The organism is Haloarcula rubripromontorii (genome assembly GCF_001280425.1).
Taxonomy (GTDB): domain Archaea; phylum Halobacteriota; class Halobacteria; order Halobacteriales; family Haloarculaceae; genus Haloarcula; species Haloarcula rubripromontorii.
In genome coordinates this window covers 636,888-656,554 of sequence record NZ_LIUF01000001.1, presented here as the reverse complement: position 1 = coordinate 656,554, position 19,667 = coordinate 636,888, and the positions used below count along the sequence as shown (strand labels likewise).

The 19,667-nt window shown below is 65.3% G+C and carries 22 protein-coding genes; 15 read left to right on the top strand and 7 right to left on the bottom strand.

All coding sequences use genetic code 11. From position 1 onward, the window contains the following. Window position 1: 1 nt before the first annotated feature. Window positions 2-604 (bottom strand): class I SAM-dependent methyltransferase, encoded by a 603-nt coding sequence (locus AMS69_RS03380; protein ID WP_053966677.1) that lies wholly within the window; start codon window positions 602-604, stop codon window positions 2-4. 46 nt (window positions 605-650) lie between these two features. Continuing rightward, complete coding sequence (gene hisA / locus AMS69_RS03375) at window positions 651-1,391, bottom strand: 1-(5-phosphoribosyl)-5-[(5-phosphoribosylamino)methylideneamino]imidazole-4-carboxamide isomerase (RefSeq protein ID WP_053967019.1); 741 nt, start codon at window positions 1,389-1,391, stop codon at window positions 651-653. Window positions 1,392-1,490: 99 nt separating this feature from the next. On the opposite strand from hisA, the gene AMS69_RS03370 reads away from it, so the two are divergent. From AMS69_RS03370 to AMS69_RS03340, 7 genes are all read left to right on the top strand, one after another. Next, the gene (locus tag AMS69_RS03370) at window positions 1,491-2,363 is read left to right on the top strand and encodes a hypothetical protein (RefSeq protein ID WP_053966676.1); all 873 of its coding nucleotides are present in this window, start codon (window positions 1,491-1,493) and stop codon (window positions 2,361-2,363) included. 142 nt (window positions 2,364-2,505) lie between these two features. Continuing rightward, window positions 2,506-3,669, top strand: a complete 1,164-nt coding sequence (locus tag AMS69_RS03365) for an inorganic phosphate transporter (RefSeq protein ID WP_053966675.1) — start codon at window positions 2,506-2,508, stop codon at window positions 3,667-3,669. Between the two features lie 140 nt (window positions 3,670-3,809). After that, complete coding sequence (locus AMS69_RS03360) at window positions 3,810-5,018, top strand: inorganic phosphate transporter (protein WP_053966674.1); 1,209 nt, start codon at window positions 3,810-3,812, stop codon at window positions 5,016-5,018. Window positions 5,019-5,143: 125 nt separating this feature from the next. Continuing rightward, a complete protein-coding gene (gene fer1, locus AMS69_RS03355; RefSeq protein WP_004516503.1) occupies window positions 5,144-5,533 on the top strand; it encodes a ferredoxin Fer1 in 390 nt (129 codons plus the stop codon). Window positions 5,534-5,635: 102 nt separating this feature from the next. Further along, window positions 5,636-6,652 carry an A24 family peptidase gene (locus AMS69_RS03350; protein WP_053966673.1) on the top strand — a complete coding sequence of 339 codons (1,017 nt, stop codon included), beginning with the start codon at window positions 5,636-5,638 and terminating at the stop codon, window positions 6,650-6,652. 47 nt (window positions 6,653-6,699) lie between these two features. After that, on the top strand, window positions 6,700-7,062 hold the full coding sequence (hisI, locus tag AMS69_RS03345; protein ID WP_053966672.1) for a phosphoribosyl-AMP cyclohydrolase: 363 nt from the start codon (window positions 6,700-6,702) through the stop codon (window positions 7,060-7,062). After that, the gene (locus AMS69_RS03340) at window positions 7,062-8,213 is read left to right on the top strand and encodes a DUF7118 family protein (protein ID WP_053966671.1); all 1,152 of its coding nucleotides are present in this window, start codon (window positions 7,062-7,064) and stop codon (window positions 8,211-8,213) included. The genes hisI and AMS69_RS03340 overlap by 1 nt, the downstream gene beginning before the upstream one ends. Here the strand turns inward: AMS69_RS03340 and glmM are convergent. Beyond that, a complete protein-coding gene (gene glmM, locus AMS69_RS03335; RefSeq protein WP_053966670.1) occupies window positions 8,198-9,577 on the bottom strand; it encodes a phosphoglucosamine mutase in 1,380 nt (459 codons plus the stop codon). The genes AMS69_RS03340 and glmM overlap by 16 nt on opposite strands. An 86-nt stretch (window positions 9,578-9,663) precedes the next feature. On the opposite strand from glmM, the gene pyrE reads away from it, so the two are divergent. After that, entirely contained in the window at window positions 9,664-10,215 is a 552-nt protein-coding gene (gene pyrE, locus AMS69_RS03330; RefSeq protein WP_053966669.1) for an orotate phosphoribosyltransferase, read from the top strand. Window positions 10,216-10,299: 84 nt separating this feature from the next. After that, window positions 10,300-10,548: a glutathione S-transferase N-terminal domain-containing protein gene (locus AMS69_RS03325; protein WP_053966668.1), complete on the top strand. Its 249-nt coding sequence runs from the start codon at window positions 10,300-10,302 to the stop codon at window positions 10,546-10,548. 196 nt (window positions 10,549-10,744) lie between these two features. Here AMS69_RS03325 and AMS69_RS03320 read toward each other — a convergent pair whose 3' ends face one another. Continuing rightward, the gene (locus tag AMS69_RS03320) at window positions 10,745-11,713 is read right to left on the bottom strand and encodes a transcriptional regulator (RefSeq protein WP_053966667.1); all 969 of its coding nucleotides are present in this window, start codon (window positions 11,711-11,713) and stop codon (window positions 10,745-10,747) included. Window positions 11,714-11,842: 129 nt separating this feature from the next. Here AMS69_RS03320 and AMS69_RS03315 point away from each other — a divergent pair, with 129 nt between their 5' ends. From AMS69_RS03315 to AMS69_RS03305, 3 genes are all read left to right on the top strand, one after another. Further along, window positions 11,843-13,108 (top strand): tRNA(Ile)(2)-agmatinylcytidine synthase, encoded by a 1,266-nt coding sequence (locus tag AMS69_RS03315; protein ID WP_053966666.1) that lies wholly within the window; start codon window positions 11,843-11,845, stop codon window positions 13,106-13,108. Between the two features lie 250 nt (window positions 13,109-13,358). Beyond that, window positions 13,359-13,565 carry a hypothetical protein gene (locus AMS69_RS03310; RefSeq protein ID WP_053966665.1) on the top strand — a complete coding sequence of 69 codons (207 nt, stop codon included), beginning with the start codon at window positions 13,359-13,361 and terminating at the stop codon, window positions 13,563-13,565. Window positions 13,566-13,621: 56 nt separating this feature from the next. Beyond that, on the top strand, window positions 13,622-13,825 hold the full coding sequence (locus tag AMS69_RS03305) for a hypothetical protein (RefSeq protein ID WP_053966664.1): 204 nt from the start codon (window positions 13,622-13,624) through the stop codon (window positions 13,823-13,825). On the opposite strand, the gene AMS69_RS03300 is transcribed toward AMS69_RS03305, so the two are convergent. Both AMS69_RS03300 and AMS69_RS03295 read right to left on the bottom strand, forming a co-directional pair. Continuing rightward, complete coding sequence (locus AMS69_RS03300) at window positions 13,822-14,886, bottom strand: pyridoxal-phosphate dependent enzyme (protein ID WP_053966663.1); 1,065 nt, start codon at window positions 14,884-14,886, stop codon at window positions 13,822-13,824. The genes AMS69_RS03305 and AMS69_RS03300 overlap by 4 nt on opposite strands. A 198-nt stretch (window positions 14,887-15,084) precedes the next feature. Then, window positions 15,085-16,041 (bottom strand): succinylglutamate desuccinylase/aspartoacylase family protein, encoded by a 957-nt coding sequence (locus AMS69_RS03295; RefSeq protein ID WP_053966662.1) that lies wholly within the window; start codon window positions 16,039-16,041, stop codon window positions 15,085-15,087. A gap of 99 nt (window positions 16,042-16,140) precedes the next feature. Between AMS69_RS03295 and AMS69_RS03290 the strand changes: the two genes are divergently transcribed. Then, entirely contained in the window at window positions 16,141-16,392 is a 252-nt protein-coding gene (locus AMS69_RS03290) for a DUF7536 family protein (RefSeq protein ID WP_420834401.1), read from the top strand. 7 nt (window positions 16,393-16,399) lie between these two features. Here AMS69_RS03290 and AMS69_RS03285 read toward each other — a convergent pair whose 3' ends face one another. After that, on the bottom strand, window positions 16,400-17,623 hold the full coding sequence (locus AMS69_RS03285; RefSeq protein ID WP_053966661.1) for a potassium channel family protein: 1,224 nt from the start codon (window positions 17,621-17,623) through the stop codon (window positions 16,400-16,402). 147 nt (window positions 17,624-17,770) lie between these two features. On the opposite strand from AMS69_RS03285, the gene AMS69_RS03280 reads away from it, so the two are divergent. Both AMS69_RS03280 and citZ read left to right on the top strand, forming a co-directional pair. Beyond that, the gene (locus AMS69_RS03280; protein WP_053966660.1) at window positions 17,771-18,133 is read left to right on the top strand and encodes a hypothetical protein; all 363 of its coding nucleotides are present in this window, start codon (window positions 17,771-17,773) and stop codon (window positions 18,131-18,133) included. 180 nt (window positions 18,134-18,313) lie between these two features. Next, window positions 18,314-19,459 (top strand): citrate synthase, encoded by a 1,146-nt coding sequence (gene citZ / locus AMS69_RS03275; protein ID WP_053966659.1) that lies wholly within the window; start codon window positions 18,314-18,316, stop codon window positions 19,457-19,459. The last annotated feature ends 208 nt before the right edge of the window (window positions 19,460-19,667 follow it).

The following is a 19,667-nucleotide window of genomic DNA, read 5'->3' as shown; positions in this document are numbered from 1 at the left end:
CTCAGTCGCCGCCGAGCGTGGCGAAGACGAACTCGCTGTCGCTCCCGAGCGGGTCCGTCGCAGTGACCGCCTCCGTCTCGGTGAAGCCGGCGTCGGCCAGCTGGTCGAGGGTCGCCCGCCGGCCCGGTGCCGAGAAGAACATCGACCCGCCCATCCAGCCGCGACGGACGGTCTCGAACTGGCCGCTCGGAAGTGTCATCAACACGATACCGCCCGGCCGGAGGACGCGGGCGAACTCCCGGTAGACGGCCGGATGCTGGTCCCGCTGGACGTGAAAGACGGCGTGGTAGGCCGTGACGGCGTCCACACTGTCGGACGCGACTGGGAGCGCCGTCATGTCTCCCTGCACCAGCCGACTGTCCGGCACCGTCTCGGCGGCGAGGTTCAGGCCCGCACGCGAGAAGTCCAGCCCGACGCTGTTCGCCGGCAGGTTCGCGAGCGTCCGCGCGCCGTCGCCACAGCCCACGTCGAGGACGGTCGGCGCGTCGGAGAGCCGTTCGAGCAGGTCATCGAGCAGGGCCGCGTCCGACCCGGTCGGGTCGCGCCGCTCGGCGTAGGTTTCGGAGACGCTGTCCCACGCGCGGCGCACCTCGTTGCGGTCCATACATCCTGTGAGTGCGCCACACAGTTATGCGTTCAGCCACCCCGACTTAGTCCGATGACTCGTCGAGGGCGTCAATCGCCGCGTCGAGTGTGAACTGCCCCTCGTAGAGCGCGCTGCCGACGACGACGGCGGCGGCCCCGGCCGACCGGAGCGCCAGCACGTCGTCGATGGTTGCGACACCGCCGCTGGCGATGACGGGGATGTCGACGCTGTCGACCAGCCGGCGGACCGGGTCGGTACGAACCCCCTCTAACTGGCCTTCCACGTCCACGTCAGTAAACAGGATGCCGCCGGCCCCGAGGTCGGCGTACCGCTCGGCGGCGTCAGCGGGGTCAAGTCCGGTCCCCTCAGTCCAGCCCGACACCACGACTTCGCCGTCCTTCGCGTCGAGGCTCACGAGCACACTGCCGGGGTGTTCGTCGCTGATTTCGCCGACGATTTCCGGCGTCTCGACGGCTGCCGTTCCGAGGATGACGCGGTCCAGCCCGCGGTCAAGCAGCGAGATGGCGTCCTCGGCGGTCCGGATGCCGCCGCCCAGTTGCACGTCCACGTCGTCTCCCACCGCGTCGAGGACGGCGTCGATGGCCGCCGCGTTCTGCCGTTCGCCCTCGAACGCGCCGTCGAGGTCGACGAGGTGGAGCGTCCGCGCGCCGGCGTCGACCCACCGCTGTGCGGCCTCGACCGGGTCGCCATAGGTTTTCTCCGTGCCGCGTTCGCCGCCGACAAGCTGGACCACCTGTCCGTCCTGCATATCGACCGCGGGGATGACCTCGAACTCGGGAAACATGGCCGGTGGTCCGGCGGCAGCCGTCGAAAGCGTGTCGGTCCGATGCGTGCGGACGCCAGTGACCCGCATGCTTTTACGCTGTGATGGGAAAGGTCCGCCATGGGTACTGCTACACTCGTCCTCACACCGCTCGCTCGCCGGCTCGAAGCACTCATGTTCGGGCCGTACGAGCGCGAGTACCAGCTCTTCGAACAGGCCGTGATGGTCGTTGCCGCCGGCCTGGCGCTGGCCTGGGGGCTGGCCGAGTTCGGCGTTCTCCCGCTCGGTGCCGGCACGGTGTCGGTGCTTGCGACCGCTGCCAGCATCGCAATCTCGGCGTTCGTCGTCGTCGGGTTGCTACAGTTTCTCGTCCTCGCGAACGTCCTCGAACGGACGAACGAGGATGTCGCTACCAAAGCCGCTGAACTCGAAGAGGCCGCCGAGCAACTGGAAACGACAGCCGAGGAGCTAGAGACGACTGCCGACGAGGTGGAAAACGCCGCTGAGACGGTCGACGAGGCCGCCGAGGACGTCGAGCAGACGGTGGACGAAGTCGAACAGACGGCCGACGAGGTGGAACAGACCGCAGACGAAGTGGAGGAAACCGTCGACGAGGTCGAAGAGACAGCCGACGAAGTCGAGCAGACGGCCGACGAAGTCGAACAGACTGCGACCGAGGCCGGCGACGAGGACGCGGCGGAGAAGGTCACCGAGGTCAAGGACAAGACAACGGAAGTCAAGGACAAGACAACCGAAGTCAAAGACAAGACAACCGAAGTCAAGGACAAGGCGACAGAAGCGAAAGACAAGACGACCGAACTGAAAGACAAAACGACTGCGGTCAAAGATAAGACCAGCGATGCGAAACAGACCGCTGAATCAGTCACCGACGAGGTCGAAGCGGCCAAGGAAACGGCGAGCGAGGTCGAGGAGACCGCGTCGGAAGTCGAAGAGACGGTGCCGGCTGACAACGGTGATGATGACCGCGACTGAGCGGCTGTGACGGCCGGCTAATCGATTGTACGCGTACGGCTGCTCTGTGGCCCAGCCCGACGAGACGCCAGCCTCGAACCGTGTGTCTCCGGGAACGGCCACGAACGGTATTATTTAGACCCGTCAGAGGTTGCTGTTGGACATGGTCTCGATTCTCTTCGCTATCGGGCTTCTGGTTGCCATTTTCGTCGGTTTCAACATCGGCGGCTCTTCGACCGGTGTCGCCTTTGGTCCGGCAGTGGGGTCGGACACGCTCTCGAAGGAGTGGGCCGCCGTCCTGATGTCGGCGTTCGCACTCCTCGGCGGGGCAACCATCGGAACGGAGGTCATCGATACGATGGGCGGTCGCATCGTCCCGAGCGGACAGTTTACGCTCCTCGCGAGCGTCATTATCCTCTTTTTCGTTGGACTTGCCCTGCTGGTCTCGAACCTCTTCGGGGTGCCGGCATCGACGTCGATGACTGCCGTCGGTGCTATTGCCGGTCTCGGCGTCGCGACCGGGACTATCGACTGGACCGTGATGGGGCGTATCGTCTCGTGGTGGCTCGTCGCGCCTATCACTGCGTTCTGGTTGTCGGCAGTCGTCGGACGCTACCTCTACCCACATCTCGAAGTCAGGATCGCCTTCGAGAGTACGGGACCGGACACGTCGCGGCGTGAGCGGATCGGGCAGTTTCTGGTCGTCGCTATCGGCTGTTATATGGCGTTTTCCGCGGGGGCGTCGAACGTCGCCAACGCCGTCGCTCCCCTCGTCGGCAGCGGCGAGCTGGGCCTCTATCCGGGCGTCGCGCTCGCTGGTGGCGCTATCAGCATCGGTGCGTTTACCATCGCGCGCCGAACGCTCGATACGGTCGGGAACGACCTCACCGAACTCCCGATTCTCGCGGCGCTCATCGTTGAGACCGTGAGTGCGACAATCATCGGGTTGTTGTCCTGGGCTGGAATCCCGGCGAGTCTGGCGGTCTCGGCAACAATGTGTGTCGTCGGTCTGGGGTGGGGTCGGGCCACCCGGACGACAACTCTAGTTGACGCAGCGGGCGCGGCCATCACCGGGGCCGCCGCCAGCGGTGGAGGCGGTAGCGTTACCGTTGACGCGCTGACGACCGACCGCGATGAAGCTGCGTGGTCGCCACCGGAGGAGCGCGAAGTCGAACCCATCGGGCAGGAGGACCCGCAGTCCGTAACCTCGGCGGCAGACCTCTTCGACCCGGCCGCGACTGGTCGGGTTGTCATGCTCTGGATACTGGCACCGTCGATGTCCGCTCTTGCGTCGTTTCTGGTATTCCAGTACGTTCTCGCCTACTGACCCACCCACGTCTGAGATATTCGCTCCCGGCCCGACAGTCGTCGCCGACAGGACGGACCAGCACTGGGTCACGCCACCTCGGTCGCACGACGCGCTGGCGAAGGCGGTACCCTTTACCTGCCGACGACAGTTGGTAGCGTATGGTCGAAGTTCTCTTTGCCCTCGGTGTTCTGGTGGCTATCTTCGTCGGCTTCAACATCGGGGGGTCGTCCACGGGTGTCGCGTTCGGGCCTGCGGTCGGGTCGAACACACTTTCGAAACTCTCGGCAGCGGCCCTGATGACGATATTCGCGATGGCCGGCGGGCTTCTCGTCGGCCCGGCCGTCGTCCAGAGCCTGGGCAGTGACCTCGTCGCCACACAGTTCTCGCCGCTAATTAGCATCGTCGTCCTGTTTTTCATCGGCGTCGCACTGTTCCTCTCGAACGTGGTCGGGGTTCCGGCGTCGACGTCGATGACGGCCGTTGGCGCTATCGCCGGTCTGGGCCTCGCCCGCGGGACGCTGAACGCTGCCCTGATGCTCGAAATCGTCTCGTGGTGGCTCGTCTCGCCGATTATCGCCTTCTGGGTCAGCGGCGTCATCGGCCGGTACTTCTACCCGCGGCTCGTCGAGTGGTTCGCCGTCTCCCAGAGCGAGGGGTCGCTACTGGATTTCGACCGGTCCGGTGCGATTCCGCGGCCGTCACTCGGCGAGAACACGACGCCACGTGAGTTCGTCGGGACCGTCGTCGTCATCGGCATCGGGTGTTACATGGGCTTCTCGGCAGGGGCGTCGAACGTTGCCAATGCTGTTGCACCCCTCGTCGGCAACGGCTCTCTGGAGCTGTACCCGGCCATCCTGCTCGGCGGCGGCGCTATCGGCCTCGGTGCGTTCACCATCGCCCGCCGGACGATGGACACGGTCGGCAACGACCTGACCGACCTCCCACTGGTGGCCGCCATCGTCGTCGCGGCAGTCGCCTCGACTATCGTCACCTTCCTTTCCGCGCTGGGCATCCCCGCCAGTTTCGTCATCATCGCCACGATGAGCATCGTCGGACTCGGATGGGGTCGTGCGACGCGAACGACGAGCCTCTCTGACACTGTGCAGGGCGAAGCGCCCGTCGCGTCCGTCGGTGCGCTGACCACCGACGCGGAAGCCGCAGACGCCCCGACTGTCGGTGGCAAGAAGGGGACGCCGAAGCCGGCCGAGACCGATCCCATCGGCGAGGAGTCGCGCGAGGACATCCCGTCGGCGTCGGACCTGTTCGAACCCGGGACCACTGCGAGAGTGATTTTCCTCCAGAACGTCGTCCCCTCGATTGCGACCCTCGCGGCGTACCTGGTGTTCAGGTTCCTCCCAATCACCTGAGCGGTACTCGGCCCCGAACAGCAGTCCTCGATTCCCGACGAATCCCCGCGTTGTCCCTCATTATTTTGCACGACCTAAAACGGAAGGGCAAAGTCTAACAGGGCGGGGTTCGAACCAATCAGGTGATGCCCACGGTAGAGTACCTTAACTACGAAGTAGTGGACGACAACGGCTGGGACATGTACGACGACGACGTCTTCGCAGAGGCGTCGGACCTCGACCTCGACGACGAGGACCACGGGTCCCTTGACGTGAACGAAGGCGAGTACATCCTGGAAGCCGCCGAGGCGCAGGGCTACGACTGGCCCTTCTCGTGTCGCGCCGGTGCCTGTGCGAACTGTGCCGCCATCGTTCTCGAAGGCGACATCGACATGGATATGCAGCAGATCCTCAGCGACGAGGAAGTCGACGACAAGAACGTCCGACTGACCTGCATCGGCAGCCCGGACGCCGACGAGGTCAAAATCGTCTACAACGCCAAGCACCTCGACTACCTGCAGAACCGCGTCATCTAACGCGGCTCCTGCAGCGCACTACACTTTCTTCTTCCAGCAGCGACTGCCACTGACAGCTGTTGTACCGGAACCATTAGGGGGGCCGCTGTACTGCGTATAGCCGTGCTTGGGTCGATACCGGACCTGCTTCGGCTGGTCGCCGTCCCGGTGTTCGGGTGGGCGGCCTACCGCGATGTGAAAACCCGCCGGGTGCCGAACCGGACCTGGACCCCGCTTGCCGCGCTGGCGGTCGTGCTCCTGCTGTGGGACGCCTACACCGTCTGGACCGGTCCGACAGCGGTCGGCCAGCGGCTGTTTCTCATCAGGGTCGCCATCAGCCTCGGCTTCGTCATCCCGCTGTCGTACGGCTTCTGGCTCATCGGCGGGTTCGGCGGGGCCGACGCGAAGGCGTTCATGCTCGTCGCTGTCCTCTTCCCGGTGTATCCGGTGTACTACCTGCCGACTGTCGCGCTCCCGCTCCAGCAGAGCGCTATCGGCGTCTTCTCGCTGACGATTCTCTCGAACACTGTGCTCGCCGGCGTCGTCTATCCGCTGGCTGTCGCCGCCGGCAACCTCGTCCGTGGACGATTCTCGCTGGCGATGTTCATCGGGCGACCCGTCGCCGCCGCCACCGTCACTGAAGAGTACGGCCGACTGCTCGAATCGCCCGACGGATTCGACCGCGGTGGTCTCGACCTCGATGCGCTCCGGATGTACCTCCAGTGGCGTGGCTGCTCGCTTGCCGATATCCGAGCCGATCCCGAGCAGCATCGACGTCCCTCCTCTCTCCCGGCGGTCCCGAACGACCCCGGCGACGGCTCGCTGGTGACCGATGGTGGTGACCCGGTGGCCGGCGACGTGACCGAGCCAGCCCACGACGCCGGGGCCGGTGGCGCGGACCGCTCTGACGCCGTCGACGATCCGTGGGGTGCCGAGCGGTTCCTTGACGATATCGACCACTCGGCCTACGGCACGTCGCCGGCCCAGCTCCGTGCTGGACTGGACGTGCTCGTCGAACGGGACGAAGTGTGGATCTCGCCCGGGATTCCGTTTCTCGTTCCGATGTTTGCCGGGCTGGTCGTCTCGCTCACCTACGGCGACGTGCTGTTCTCGCTGTTGCAGGCGGTCGGGCTGGCCTGACCCCCGACAGCAGAAGACCTATTTTCCGGACACGCCTCGGCCTGAGTATGACCGACGTCGACCTCGCGTTCGACGAGCAGGAGTACATCCCGGCGGTCGCGCAGGACGCAGACTCTGGTGAGGTGCTCATGCTCGCCTACGTCACCGAGGAAGCGCTTCGGAAGACCCGCGAGACGGGGGAGGCCCACTACTACTCGCGGAGCCGCGACGAACTCTGGCACAAAGGCGGGACGAGCGGGCACACACAGGCCGTTGAGGAGGTGCGGGTCGACTGTGATGGGGACGCGCTGCTGTACATCGTTGACCAGACCGGTGGAGCCTGCCACACTGGCTACGAGTCCTGCTTCCACCGGACCGTCGACGGCGAGACGGTTGGTGAACAAGTGTTCGACCCCGACGACGTGTACTGATGGCGCGATCCGATACTGAGACTGAAATCACCGCGGGAACCCCGGACGTGGTGGAACGTCTCGAACAGGCCGCAGAGGCGTACCATCGGGCACAGGAACGCGTCGAGGCGGTCGGCGCAGACGCGCTCCGTGACTGCCGTGACATCCATAACGAACTGTGGAATCTGCTCGAAAGCTACGACGGGCGGGCGACCGGCGGCGGGGACTTCGAGGCGTTCATGGAGTTTCAGGGGCGGGTCGGGACGCTGACCGACGACCTCCCCGAGGACCTGCCCGAGCGCGATACCTTCGAAGAAATCGACGACTTCCTCCAGCAGCGGCGGCTCACCGAGGGCGACTTCGAACAGGCCCGCGAGATGCTGTCGCCCATCGGCGACCTCGTCGGCCGACTCGACGAACTCGACGACGCGCGTGAGCAGTACAAGAAGGCCCGGACCGAGGCGAACCGTCGACGCGGCGAACTGGGCGACCGCATCGACGAACTGGAACGCCTCCAGCGGCTCGGCGACGCTGACCTCGATGCCCCGGTCGAGCATCTCCGTGACCCCATCGAGCGCTACAACGACGCCGTCACCGAGGCGTTCACCGAGTTTCGGCGCAACACGGCGGCCAGAGACGCCCTTGCAGTCATCGAACAGGCGGACGCGTACCCGCTCGTCGAGTTCCAGTCCCCGCCCGCCGAGTTGCTGACGTACGTCCGCGAGCACGACGCCGGCACGGAGCCGATTCCGAAATTACTGGAGTACGCCGGCTACTCCGCCTCGAAGCTGGACCACTACGTCGACGACGCGGCGGCGCTCCGCAGTGCCGTCGCTACCCGACAGACGTATCTCCGGCGACTCGACGCCGAGCCGGTGCGAGTCGACTGGCCGCCACCGTCAGCCGCCGCCCTGCCGTGGTACTGCCGAGAGTACCGCTCGGTCGTTGCCCGATTCGCCGACGAGCCAGTCGTCGCCGCGCTCCGGGAGGTGCGTGGACTCGCGGAGCGCGACGATTACGGGCGACTGCGGGAGAGCGCTGTCGCTCGGGCAGAACTTACAGAATCCGAGCGCGAACGGCTGGCGAGCGGCGCTGTCGAACAGGAACTGTCGGCGGCCCGCGAGGCCAGCGCGGCTATCGAGGACGCGCTGGACACTTACTCGTCACTGTAGATATCCGTTCGCTGGGTCGCCCGGCTGACCATCGTTTCCGCGAGTTCCTCTGCGCGGTCGAGCGTGCGCGCCTCGGCGTAGACGCGGACGACGGGCTCCGTCCCGGACGGCCGGGCCAGCACCCAGCCGTCGCCGTAGTCCAGCCGGTAGCCGTCCGTCGTATCGAGGTCGGCTGTCGCGTCGTTCGCGTGGGATTCGATGCCTTCGAGCATCGCCTCGCGCTCGTCTTCGGTCTCGTATTCGAGGTTTCGCCGGACGTTGTAGTAGTCGTCGTAGTCCGCAGCGACCTCGCTTGCGGGCCGTTCGGCGACGAGTTCGAGGAACTTCGCGGCGGTGAACGCGCCGTCTCTGGCGATGCGGTAGTCGGGGAAGAGGATGCCGCCGTTGCCTTCACCGGCAATCGCGACGTGTGTCCCCTCGCGTTGCAGTTTGCGGATGCGGCTGACGATGTACGTCGAGCCGATGGGCGTCAGTGAGAGGGTCGCGCCGGCGTCCTCGACCACGTCGACCAGTCGCTGGGAGGCGTTGACCGCCGAGACGACGCCGTCACCGGACTCGATTTTCGCCGCCGCCAGCGCGGCCAGCGCGGCGTCGCCTTCGATGTGGGCTCCGGTCTCGTCGACGAACATCCCGCGGTCAGCGTCGCCGTCGTGGGCGAATCCGAGGTCGGCGTCGGTGGCGCGGACGAACGCTCGCAGGTCTTCGAGGTTCTCGGCGACGGGTTCGGGGTCGCGGCCGGGGAAGTGGCCGTCTGGCTGGCTGTTGATCGTATGGACTTCACAGCCGAGTTCGCGGAACAGGTCGGGGCTCGTGAGCGAGCCGGCGCCGTGGCCGGAGTCGACGACGATAGTGAGGTCAGCGTCGGCGATGCGGTCGCGGTCGACGGCAGACAGTACCTGCTCGCGGTAGCGGCGGCGGGCGCTCTCGATGGCGGTGTCGGACCCGACCGTCTCCCAGTCCGCGTAGACCGGCGTATCGTCCCGGAGGGACTGTTCGACGCGGTCGAGCGTATTCCGCGTCAGTTCGACGCCGTCCGCGCCGATGAGTTTCACGCCGTTGTACGCGGCCGGGTTGTGGCTCGCGGTAATCATCACGCCCGGGACTGCCTCACGCTCGCAGTAGGCCTGCAACCCCGGCGTCGGCACGACGCCGAGGCGGTCGACATCGAACCCGACAGTCGTCAGCCCGCTTGTCGCGGCGTTGATAAACGTCCGCCCGGTCGTCCGCGTGTCCCGGGCGATCGCCACGCGGTCGTGGTCGTCACGCCAGACGTCCCCGGCGGCCTGTGCAACCCGAAGGACGTACCGTGGTGTCAGCTCATCGCCCGCGACACCTCGGACGCCACTCGACCCGAACACTTGCATTCGAGCGACTGTCTGAGGCGGAGGGGCTTAGGAATGTCGCTGTCCGAATTCAACAGTCATTAGCCCCGTGACCGTTCAGTGAGCGTATGGCAACCGACGACCTCATCGCGGCACTGCGGGACGCTGACGCCGTCAAGTTCGGAGAGTTCGAACTCTCCCACGGCGGCACGTCGAGCTACTACGTCGACAAGTACGTCTTTGAGACCAACCCCGACTGTCTGGACCTCATCGCCGAGGCCTTCGCCGAGCGCATCGACGAGTGGGACACGGACGCCACGCTGGCCGGCGTCGCCCTCGGTGCAGTCCCGCTGGTCGCGGTCACCAGCGTCGAGACCGACATTCCCTACGTCATCGCCCGAAAGCAGGCCAAGGAGTACGGCACGGGCAACCGCATCGAAGGCGATCTGACCGACGGTGAGGAGGTCATCATCCTCGAAGACATCGCGACGACCGGCCAGAGCGCGGTCGACGCCGCCGAGGCGCTCCGCGAGGCCGGCGCTGTCGTCAATCGTGTGCTCGTCGTCGTCGACCGCGAGGAAGGGGCCAGCGAGAACCTCGCCGATCACGACCTCGAACTCTCCTCACTCGTGACCGCCTCTGACCTGCTCGCCGACGCGCCCGACGACATCGACGTGTAGCGCAGGCGGAACCGCTGTCGACGGTGCGCGGCCGAGACACAGCACCGATGTGTTCTTGACGCTGGCTCGCCTACAACCGGTGTAATGGCTAATCTCGAACTCTACGAACTTGAGGGCTGTCCGTACTGTGCGAAAGTAATCAAGAAACTCGACGAACTGGGCCTCGACTACGACTCCCACATGGTCCCGCGGTCCCACGGCGAGCGGACCGAAGTGAAGGAGGTTTCGGGACAGACCGGCGTTCCCGTCCTCGTTGACACGGACAACGGCGTCGACGGGATGCCTGAATCCGACGACATCGTCGAATATCTCGAAGAGACGTACGGGCAGTAGCGATATTCTGTCTCGCGGTCGCGCCATGCGCGACCGTTTTTCGCCCACGTTTTTCGAGGAGTGGTTCGCGCGGTTAGCGCGAACCCGACGCTGAAAAAGGTGGATTGTCGAATATCTCGAAGAAACGTACGGGCAGTAGACCCGACACTTGCGGCGGTTTTCGTTTTCACTTGACAGCGAAGACTGAGGGCCCCGCTCAGGCTACTTCTTCGCGGTCCTCGCCGCGTTCCATAATCAGATCCCGCAGATCGACGGCGTCCTCGATGTTCTCCATCTCCTCCTTTTCGATGAGGGCGGTCCCCTCGACGGACTCCCGTCGGAGTTCGTCGACGACGTACACCGACCGGGTTCGGGTCACCTCGCCGACCGAAGACATGATGCGGGCCCGCTTCTCGGCTGTCTCGGTGAACGCGGAGTGTCCGGCAAGGACCTGTCCATGCTGATCGTCGCTCTCGTTGACGCTCTTGAAGGGCGCGCGATCCGTCGGATGGACCTCGAAGCCGATACGGGTGAACACCGTCACAATCGGCTCGTCCTCCGGCGCGACATCGGGGTCGTCCGGCGTTGGCTCGTCGTCTCGGACTTCTTCAGCGCCGTCGAGGACGCTCACCGGCGAGGTCAGCGGCGCGTCGAAGAGGTCTTCGAGTTCGGCGGCTACCTCGACGGACGCGTCCATTCCGTCCTCGTATTTTGAGACTGTCCGCCGGGAGACGCCCAGTTCCTTCGCCAGCCGACCGAGCGACCAGTCGCGGTCCTCGCGCACGTCGGCGAGGATCTCGGAGTCGATGTTGACGTAGAGTCCGCCCGGGGCGGCGTAGATGAGCGGCGGGACCTCCTCGACGAACAGGTCCATCGCGGTGTCGGGCGACAGCACGGGGACACCGTGCCGGAAGTAAACGACACCGGGTTTCAGCTCCTCGTCGCGCGTTCGGAGGCCGATCACGATCGGTGTGGCATTCAGATACGTGCCCAGTCGCCGCATCTCGCCCCCGGTCTGTGCGTCGAAGGCGTCGATGTTGCCCAGTATCTTCAGGAGCAACACGTCCTCGCCGCGACGGGCAGCGATGTCGAAACTCTTCGGACGAATCGCACAGCGGTCGCTGACGAGGAAGCCAGCGTCTTCGAGCATCGCCATGACGTTTTCCACCAGCGCCGACCGTGACATAGTACTCTGTACCTCTACTGAATCTAGCCCGCTCACCCATTATATGTATTGCGCCGTCCGTTGCCCTCTCGGGCCGGAGTGGGGGTCTGTGACGAAAGGTGTTTGACCACTTCGGAGCTATAATCGTCTGTGACTGTCGTCGGTCTCGATGATACAGACTCGCGTGAACGGGGAATGTGTACGACCTACGCCGCCGCCACCCTCGCGGAGTCGATACGGAACGCTGGGGGGACTGTCGAGCGACTGCTCCTCGTCCGGCTGAACCCCGCCGTCGAACACAAGACCCGCGGGAACGCCGCGCTGGCGGTCCATACCGACCTCGACGCCGACGCGGCGCTCAATCTGGTCGAAGACGTGCTCGACATGGCCGAGACCGACGACCCACGGACCAATCCCGGCGCAATCGTCGCCGACTGCGACCCTGAAGATGTCCCGCCGCAGGTCGCAACGTTCGCCCGCGAGGCAATCCAGTCGATACAGGACCCGATGGACGCGACGACGCTAGCTGACGTGGTCGGGTTCGCCCGCTGTCAGCGGGGCAACGGCCGCGGACTGGTCGGCGCGCTCGCGGCGGTCGGGGCCTGGGCCGAACTATCGGACTGGACGTACGAACACATCGCGTACCGCGAGCGGGAGCGATGGGGGACCGAGCGGACGGTCGACCCGGAGAGCGTTCGCGCCGCGGCCGAGGAGCACTACCCCAACGTGTGGGATACCGTCGACCGCGCATCGGGCTATCCGGTCTGTGTGCCGCGGACGCCGTGTCCGATCCTCTACGGGATTCGCGGCGACGACCCCGACGCCTGCCGCGCCGCCGCCGACGCCATCGATAGCGAACCCATCGCTCGTCGGGCGACGTTCGTGACGAACCAAGGAACCGATGTGCATCTACAGGACGCCGCTGTCGACGCGGTCACGGCCGACAGCGCCTACCGCGTCACCGGCGATGTGGTCGAAACTCCGGAGACGCGGGCGGGGGGACACGTGTTTCTCACCCTCGAAGGCGACGGCGCAACCATCGACTGTGCGGCTTTCGAGCCGACGAAGGGCTTTCGCGACCGGGTCCGCTCGCTCAGAGTCGGCGACCGAATCACCGCCTGCGGCGAAGTGACCGATGGGACGCTCAAACTGGAGAAGTTCGCGGTCCGGACCCTCGTCCGGACGGAATCCGTCACACCGGACTGTCCGGACTGTGGTCGGTCGATGAAATCCGCCGGCCGAGACCAGGGCTATCGGTGTCGGGACTGCGGGACCAGCGCTGACGGCAAAACTGAGCAGTCCATCGAGCGAGGACTGGAATGTGGGTGGTACGAAGTGCCACCGGTCGCGCGCCGCCACATCGCGAAACCGCTGGTTCGGGGCGGCCTCGACGCGCCTACTCACCCGTCTCGCTGAGAGGGAGTAGTTCGCTGTCTCCCCGGAGCGTGTCGAACACGGAGCGGAACGATCAGGAGAGAAGTGACAACCTCCGGGTTTCCGATACCGTGTACTCCGCTCGCCGGTGGTCATTCGGCGTTCAGCTTTCGCCTGCTATTCGGTTCGAATTGGCTACTGGCCAGTAAGCATCACGAATATTCCGGTAATACGGGGATATACGCCAATTTAGACTACGGATAACAATGTTGATATACCGTTATGTGGGGCTATGAGACCTGAGAGGTCGGATACCCAGCGGCGAAATACGGCAGACGGCGACGGTGCCGAGAAGCTATTGACTGTCGAACACGAGCCGGCTGCGGGTGGTGGCCAGCGTTCAATTCTGTACCCACCCAGCAGCACTGGCTCCGAGCTGGAGTCGAACTGGCTGGCCGTTTCGTCGGACCTTCTCGTCTCTCTCGACGACGTTCAGTAGTCCTTACGCCCGATAATCGACTGGTAACAATAGTAACACCTGTTGTGAATCGGGACATGGACTCCGATACCCGGTCGACGAGCGAGGTGACGGCGGCGACTGCTGACGACGAGGGAACGCTGCCCGCCGTGGTACGTTCCCGTCCCGACGGCAGCGAGCGGCTCATCTGCTATGCGCCAGATGTCGACACGGCAGACGTAGAGGACCAGTGGCTCTCCGTCGATGCCGACTTTCCGGTCTCGACGCTGCTGATGCGCTAGTCGTTTCGCCCGGTCAACGCGACAACCACGTCGTCACCGTCCTGGAGTTCTCCCCGCTCTCTGAACTCGGGTAGCGCCGCTGTCGCCGTCGCACACGTCGGCTCGACGTGGAACCCTGCTGCACCGAGCCGCTCGCGTTCTCGCGCCGTTGCCGCCGCGGAGACAGCGACGGCGGCCCCATCGGTCTCGTCGATGGCGTGCCGTATTTGCCGGCCACGCGGCGGGTCCCGGATGTGAATCCCGTCGGCGAGTTCGTTGGCAGCAGCACCGTCAGAGCTGCTCCCGTCTTCGTCGGCGATAGGACTGTACCCGACCGCTTGCGTCCCCAGTATGCGCGGGATAGCGTCCGTCCAGCCAGCTTGTTCCAGTGCCCGAAATCCGCGGTAGAGACCGAGATATAGCGTCCCGTGACCGAGCGGCGTGACGACGGCGTCCGGGACGTTCCAGTCCCGTTGGGCGGCAATCTCGTAGGCGGCCGTCGCCGTCCCGGCGAAGAAGGCGGGGTTCCAGGCGTGGCTGGCGTACCACCCCGCCCCGTTCTCTACAGCGTCGATACAGGCCGCGGTTACGGCCTCTCTACTTCCCTCGACTGGGAGCACGTCTGCGCCGGTTCGTTCGATGCGGCGAACCTTCGCTTCCTTCGCGCTCGCCGGGACGTATATCTCCGCGTCCAGACCCGCCCGCGCCGCGTAGGACGCGACTGCCAGTCCAGCGTTGCCCGATGAGTCTTCGAGTACCCGGTCGGCCCCGACGTCGAGCGCTTCGGCGATGACCGTTGCCGCGCCGCGGTCCTTGAAACTCCCCGTCGGGTGGAGATACTCCAGCTTGAACGTGGCGTCCCACCCGGGCGCGTCGACCAGCGGCGTCCAGCCCTCACCGAGGCTGACTCGCTCACTCATCGGGAGGAAGTCGGCGAAGTCCCAGACGCCGCTGGTCCGTGAGAACGGCCCCGGTTGGCTGTCGGTCAGTGGCTGGCTGACGTAATCAAGCGGTGCTCCGCAGGAACACTGCCAGGGTTCCTTACGCGGGTACTCCCGGTCGCAGACGCTACAGGTGCGCATAGGGGTACTGGGGCACTGGCCGTTCAAAAACCGGCGGCATTGTCGTCGGTGTCTGCGCCCGCTGCGGAGCGCACAGACGGCGGGCCGGGCGGCCGCTCCGTCGGCCGCCACGGGGAAAGGCAGGTCTGCGAGCGGGCATACCTGACGCTTTGCCCGGCGTGTTGGCCTAAGCGAGGGCACCCTGCAGTAAAACGTGATCTAGCAGGTATCGATGTTTGTCCCGACGGAACAGACGTATTCGCCGGTCGCGACCTGCGGGAGCCGGCGGGCACGCCAGAATACGCCACTGGAGTCAGCAGTGATTTCGGCCTTCGGGTCGCCGAACACGTCGGTCACCTCGAACAGCGTCTCGCCGCGCGAGACGCGGTCACCGAGGTCGGGCTTGAGGTCGATGAGGCCGCCGACGGGGGAGCCGTACTGCTCGAACCCGGTGGCGCGGGTCTGTGGGCGCGTATCGTGGTGGCCGTCGAGGAAGCCGTAGTAGTGCAGGACGTTGAACACGCCGTCGACGCCCCGCTGGATGGACCGCTCGTCCCAGCCGACACAGCCGCCGAGTTCGGGGTCGATGGTCGGGACACCCTCGTCGGGCGCGGCGCGAGCCAACTGCCCGTCGGGGCCTTTCTGGTCGAGGATGTACCCACAGCCGAACACCTTCGCGAGTTCGAGACACTCCTCGTGGAGTCGATGGCGAGTGCCACACCGGACCCGCACCTCGTCGATCATCTGTGAGGTCGAGCCCTGGTGCAGGTCGAGTACGTAATCGGCGCTGATGGCGGCGTTGAACGTCGCCGCTGCGATACGCTCGCTTGATGTTCCTGTTTTGTCGCCCGGATACGCCCGGTTCATCTTCGTGTCGTCGACCGGATTGCGGTGCTCGGCGACTTGGAACGCGTGGTAGTTGACGACGCCACAGACCAGAATCGTCCCGGACAGTTCCGTCGGGTCGAGTTGCGGGAGCGTCCGCTGGATGACGCCGACGCCGTTCAGTTCGTCGCCGTCGCTGGCCGCCTGAATGTAGAGCGTCCGTCCGTCGTCGACACCGTTGACGACGGCGACCGGCAGCCCGAACGTCGACCCGTCGCGGGTCTCACCGACCTCCAGCCGCCCCGTGTCTTTCTCACCGGGAGCGGCGGTCGCCGTACCGAAAGTAACCATTGTTCCCACGTTTGCCTTGGGAGCCTTTACTGGTTCGGATTTCGCCAACAGTTGCGCCGGATCGACGGCATCTTGGGGACGCCGGCCCTACTAGCCGGTGTGTCCCAGTCCGAGCCACAGAGCGGCAAAGCGGCGATGGTCGCGGCGCTGAACGTGCCACGCAACGCGAAAATCGGGTTCGTGCTCGCTGGTCTGTTTACCGCGGGGCTGTTCGCTCTGTTCGTCCTGCCAGGGGCCCAGCGACCGATTGGATTCTACGTGGCGCTGGCGTTCGTCCTCGCGACGTCGCTGGGCGGGCTGCTGACAGCGCTGTTCACGGCGGTCTCGGCCGTTCGACTCGCCAGACAGTAGCCGAACGCTATGCACCCTTTGTCAGGTCTGTAAGCCGGTCGCCCCCGGTTCGAGTCCCCTTTGCGATGAGCACGTCGCCGGTCCGGATTTCCGTCTCCGGTCCCGGCGAAATAACCCAGTCCCCGCCTTCTCGGCCGGTGCGCTCGCTCTCGCCGGCCGCCCGCCGGACGGCGATGATGCGCATGCCGGTCGCCGTCTTGACTTCCGCGTCGCCGATGGTCGTCCCCGCGAGGTCGCTACCGGGGTACACCGTCGTTCGGACGATAATCTCGTCGGACTCCTGCACGGCCTCGGCGACGACCGGATGCGTCGATAGCCCCCGCAGCACACCTTCGCTCATTTCCAGCGCGGCGTCGGAGATGACCTCTGTCGAGCGAGCCAGGTGGACGAGGCCCCGCAGCGACACGGGGTCGTCGATGTCGGCGGCGGCCCGGAGCGTCCAGGCCTCGAACCGGGACTGCAGCGCGTCGACCTCGGCTTCGAGTTCGACGACCTCCTCGGCGACCTCCGTGCTGTCGAACAGCACCGCGCCGTAGGCCAGGTCGACCGCCAGTTCGCCCATGTCTTTCATCAACACGATGGAGTCGACGGCGCGTTCGAGGTCGCGGACGCCACCCTCGGGCGGTTCCGGCGGCTCGTACGCGTCGCCGGTGGCGTCCCGATAGACCTCGGCGACGCCGGTCTCGGGGCCGCGGAACAGCACCACGTCGCCCGCTTCGAGGCGCGTCTCCCGGTCGGGGTTGAGCAGCCAGTTCCCCTGCCGGCGAATCGCCAGCGCGCGGACGCCGGTCTCGGTTTCGAGGTTGAGCCCCCCGAGCGTCTCGCCGGCCAGCGCCGAGTCCGAACCGATTGTCGCCCGCACGAGCGTCTCGACCGCCTCGGGCAGGGCCGCCCGCATCGTGTCCGGGAGGCCGATGTCCTCCAGTACGACCTTGGCGATGTCGCCGGCGGCGTCGCTTATCTTCTCGGCGGCCCCGACCATCCCCAGCACGGGGGCCAGTGACTCCGCGTCCGCCGTCGACCGGCAGGCCATCAGGAGGCTCATGCGCGCCCGCAACTGGAGGACGTCCATCTTCTCCTCCAGCTCAAGCACCTCCGCGGCCACGTCGTCGCTCCCGAGCAGGACGGCCGAGTACGAGAGGTCGATGAGCAACTCGGCGGTGTCTTTCATCTCGGCCAGCACTTGCTTGACGCTGACCGGTTCGTACTCGACCGTCCCTGTCGGGTCCATAGCCGCCGGTTCGACGGCCCCGAGCAAAAGCGTTCCTCACTGTGTGGAATGGTAGCGCGACTGCCCGATCTGGCGGGCCGAACGGCGGCGACGCACGGCTTGTACCCAATCCACGCCACTTTTCAATCCAGCGAAATATATACTCATATGTCCGAAATAGCTGATACTATCCACGATTTCGGAGAGTCTACGCCCCGTGTCGTCGCTGACCTCCACAGCACCACGTTCGAAATCGAGTACATCCGCGACGACGTGGCGGGCAGTTACTCCGATAGAGACCTCGACGAAGCGTACAAACTCATCATGGCACACACAGTTACGGGAGACGATTTCAAATCGCTCATCGGAGAAGGGCGATTCAATGCACAGACGTTGTTTTTCGACGACATCATCGTGTTTTTGTTCCCATCGAGACGATACGAGGGGGTCTTCGCGTCCTTCGATTACGACGACGGCTTCCCCGTGAACGAACTCGTGAGGGCGGTCTCGGAAACGCGGTCGGAACGGTAGCGGCTGCTCGACGGCGGTGTGCCTGCAGGTCGCCCAGTCACCATCACAGGGCTGAGCCCACTAGAACGGCGGTGGCGGCGACCGACAACTGAACGAACGTCCAGTCTCGCGATCCTGACATTGTGCCACACACGCTCAGAAAGAAAATGTTTTTCCCGGAAGGTAGGGAACTGATTGCGTATGTCCGACGACCTCAAGAAGGGACTCGAGGGTGTCATCGTCGCCGAGTCCGAACTCAGCGTTATCGACGGCGACGCTGGCAAACTCGTGTATCGGGGGTACACCATCGAGGACCTCGCGAAGGGTGCCAGTTACGAAGAGGTGCTGTACCTGCTCTGGCACGGCCACCTGCCGAACCGGGACGAACTCTCCGAGTTCAAGCAGGCGATGGTGGCGGCACGCGACGTGGACGACGACGTCATCTCGACTGTCCGACAGCTCGCCGAGGCGGACGAGGACCCGATGGCAGCGCTCCGGACTGCGGTGTCGATGCTCTCGGCGTTCGACCCTGCGCCCGAGGACGCCGAGCCGACCGACGAGACGGTCAACCTCGAAACTGGGCGGCGGATCACCGCCAAAATCCCGACCATCATCGCGGCGTTTACCCGCATCCGCGACGGCAAGGAGCCCGTCGAACCTCGCGATGACCTCGACCACGCGGCGAATTTCCTCTACATGCTCAACGGCGAGGAGCCCGACGACGTGCTGGCGGACGTGTTCGATCAGGCGCTCGTGCTCCACGCCGACCACGGTCTCAACGCCTCGACGTTCTCGGCCATCACGACGGCGTCGACGTTGTCGGACGTTCACAGCGCGGTCACCTCCGCTATCGGGACGCTGAAGGGACCGCTCCACGGCGGGGCCAATCAGGACGTTATGGAGATGCTAAAGGAGGTCGACGACGCCGAATCCGACCCGCTCGACTGGGTCAAGAACGCCCTCGACGAGGGTCGCCGCGTCTCTGGCTTCGGCCACCGCGTCTACAACGTCAAGGACCCGCGTGCGAAGATTCTCGGCGAGCGGTCGAAGGAACTCGGCGAGGCCGCCGGCACGCTCAAGTGGTACGAGATGTCGACCACCATCGAAGACTACCTCATGGAAGAGAAAGGACTGGCCCCCAATGTCGACTTCTACTCGGCCTCGACGTACTACCAGATGGGTATCCCCATCGACATCTACACCCCCATCTTCGCGATGTCCCGCGTCGGCGGCTGGGTCGCACACGTCTTCGAGTACATCGAGGACAATCGCCTGATTCGCCCGCGCGCCCGCTACGTCGGTGCGAAGCCGGAAGACACGACGTTCGTGCCGCTGGACGAGCGATAGGCCCTACCGTACTTTTCGTCTGAAGAGTGGATTACTGACGGCCGTGAGCGCGTTTCATCGCGCGAACCGGGGGAAGGCAGGGCGGCCAGTATCCGGCGGCGACGCCGCCGGTTCCCCGGAATCAGCACAAGATTCATTTCTTGTCGAGTCTCTCTAAAATCGGGCTCTACGGTAACGGACACGTAGCGACTGTCCGGGAACGAAGTGA

Bases quoted from the DNA above. Each gene is read 5' to 3' on its own strand.
- AMS69_RS03380 (WP_053966677.1), bottom strand. From the start codon at position 604: ATGGACCGCAACGAGGTGCGCCGCGCGTGGGACAGCGTCTCCGAAACC.
- hisA (WP_053967019.1), bottom strand. From the start codon at position 1,391: ATGTTTCCCGAGTTCGAGGTCATCCCCGCGGTCGATATGCAGGACGGA.
- AMS69_RS03370 (WP_053966676.1), top strand. From the start codon at position 1,491: ATGGGTACTGCTACACTCGTCCTCACACCGCTCGCTCGCCGGCTCGAA.
- AMS69_RS03365 (WP_053966675.1), top strand. From the start codon at position 2,506: ATGGTCTCGATTCTCTTCGCTATCGGGCTTCTGGTTGCCATTTTCGTC.
- AMS69_RS03360 (WP_053966674.1), top strand. From the start codon at position 3,810: ATGGTCGAAGTTCTCTTTGCCCTCGGTGTTCTGGTGGCTATCTTCGTC.
- fer1 (WP_004516503.1), top strand. From the start codon at position 5,144: ATGCCCACGGTAGAGTACCTTAACTACGAAGTAGTGGACGACAACGGC.
- hisI (WP_053966672.1), top strand. From the start codon at position 6,700: ATGACCGACGTCGACCTCGCGTTCGACGAGCAGGAGTACATCCCGGCG.
- AMS69_RS03340 (WP_053966671.1), top strand. From the start codon at position 7,062: ATGGCGCGATCCGATACTGAGACTGAAATCACCGCGGGAACCCCGGAC.
- glmM (WP_053966670.1), bottom strand. From the start codon at position 9,577: ATGCAAGTGTTCGGGTCGAGTGGCGTCCGAGGTGTCGCGGGCGATGAG.
- pyrE (WP_053966669.1), top strand. From the start codon at position 9,664: ATGGCAACCGACGACCTCATCGCGGCACTGCGGGACGCTGACGCCGTC.
- AMS69_RS03325 (WP_053966668.1), top strand. From the start codon at position 10,300: ATGGCTAATCTCGAACTCTACGAACTTGAGGGCTGTCCGTACTGTGCG.
- AMS69_RS03320 (WP_053966667.1), bottom strand. From the start codon at position 11,713: ATGTCACGGTCGGCGCTGGTGGAAAACGTCATGGCGATGCTCGAAGAC.
- AMS69_RS03310 (WP_053966665.1), top strand. From the start codon at position 13,359: ATGAGACCTGAGAGGTCGGATACCCAGCGGCGAAATACGGCAGACGGC.
- AMS69_RS03305 (WP_053966664.1), top strand. From the start codon at position 13,622: ATGGACTCCGATACCCGGTCGACGAGCGAGGTGACGGCGGCGACTGCT.
- AMS69_RS03300 (WP_053966663.1), bottom strand. From the start codon at position 14,886: ATGCGCACCTGTAGCGTCTGCGACCGGGAGTACCCGCGTAAGGAACCC.
- AMS69_RS03295 (WP_053966662.1), bottom strand. From the start codon at position 16,041: ATGGTTACTTTCGGTACGGCGACCGCCGCTCCCGGTGAGAAAGACACG.
- AMS69_RS03285 (WP_053966661.1), bottom strand. From the start codon at position 17,623: ATGGACCCGACAGGGACGGTCGAGTACGAACCGGTCAGCGTCAAGCAA.
- AMS69_RS03280 (WP_053966660.1), top strand. From the start codon at position 17,771: ATGTCCGAAATAGCTGATACTATCCACGATTTCGGAGAGTCTACGCCC.
- citZ (WP_053966659.1), top strand. From the start codon at position 18,314: ATGTCCGACGACCTCAAGAAGGGACTCGAGGGTGTCATCGTCGCCGAG.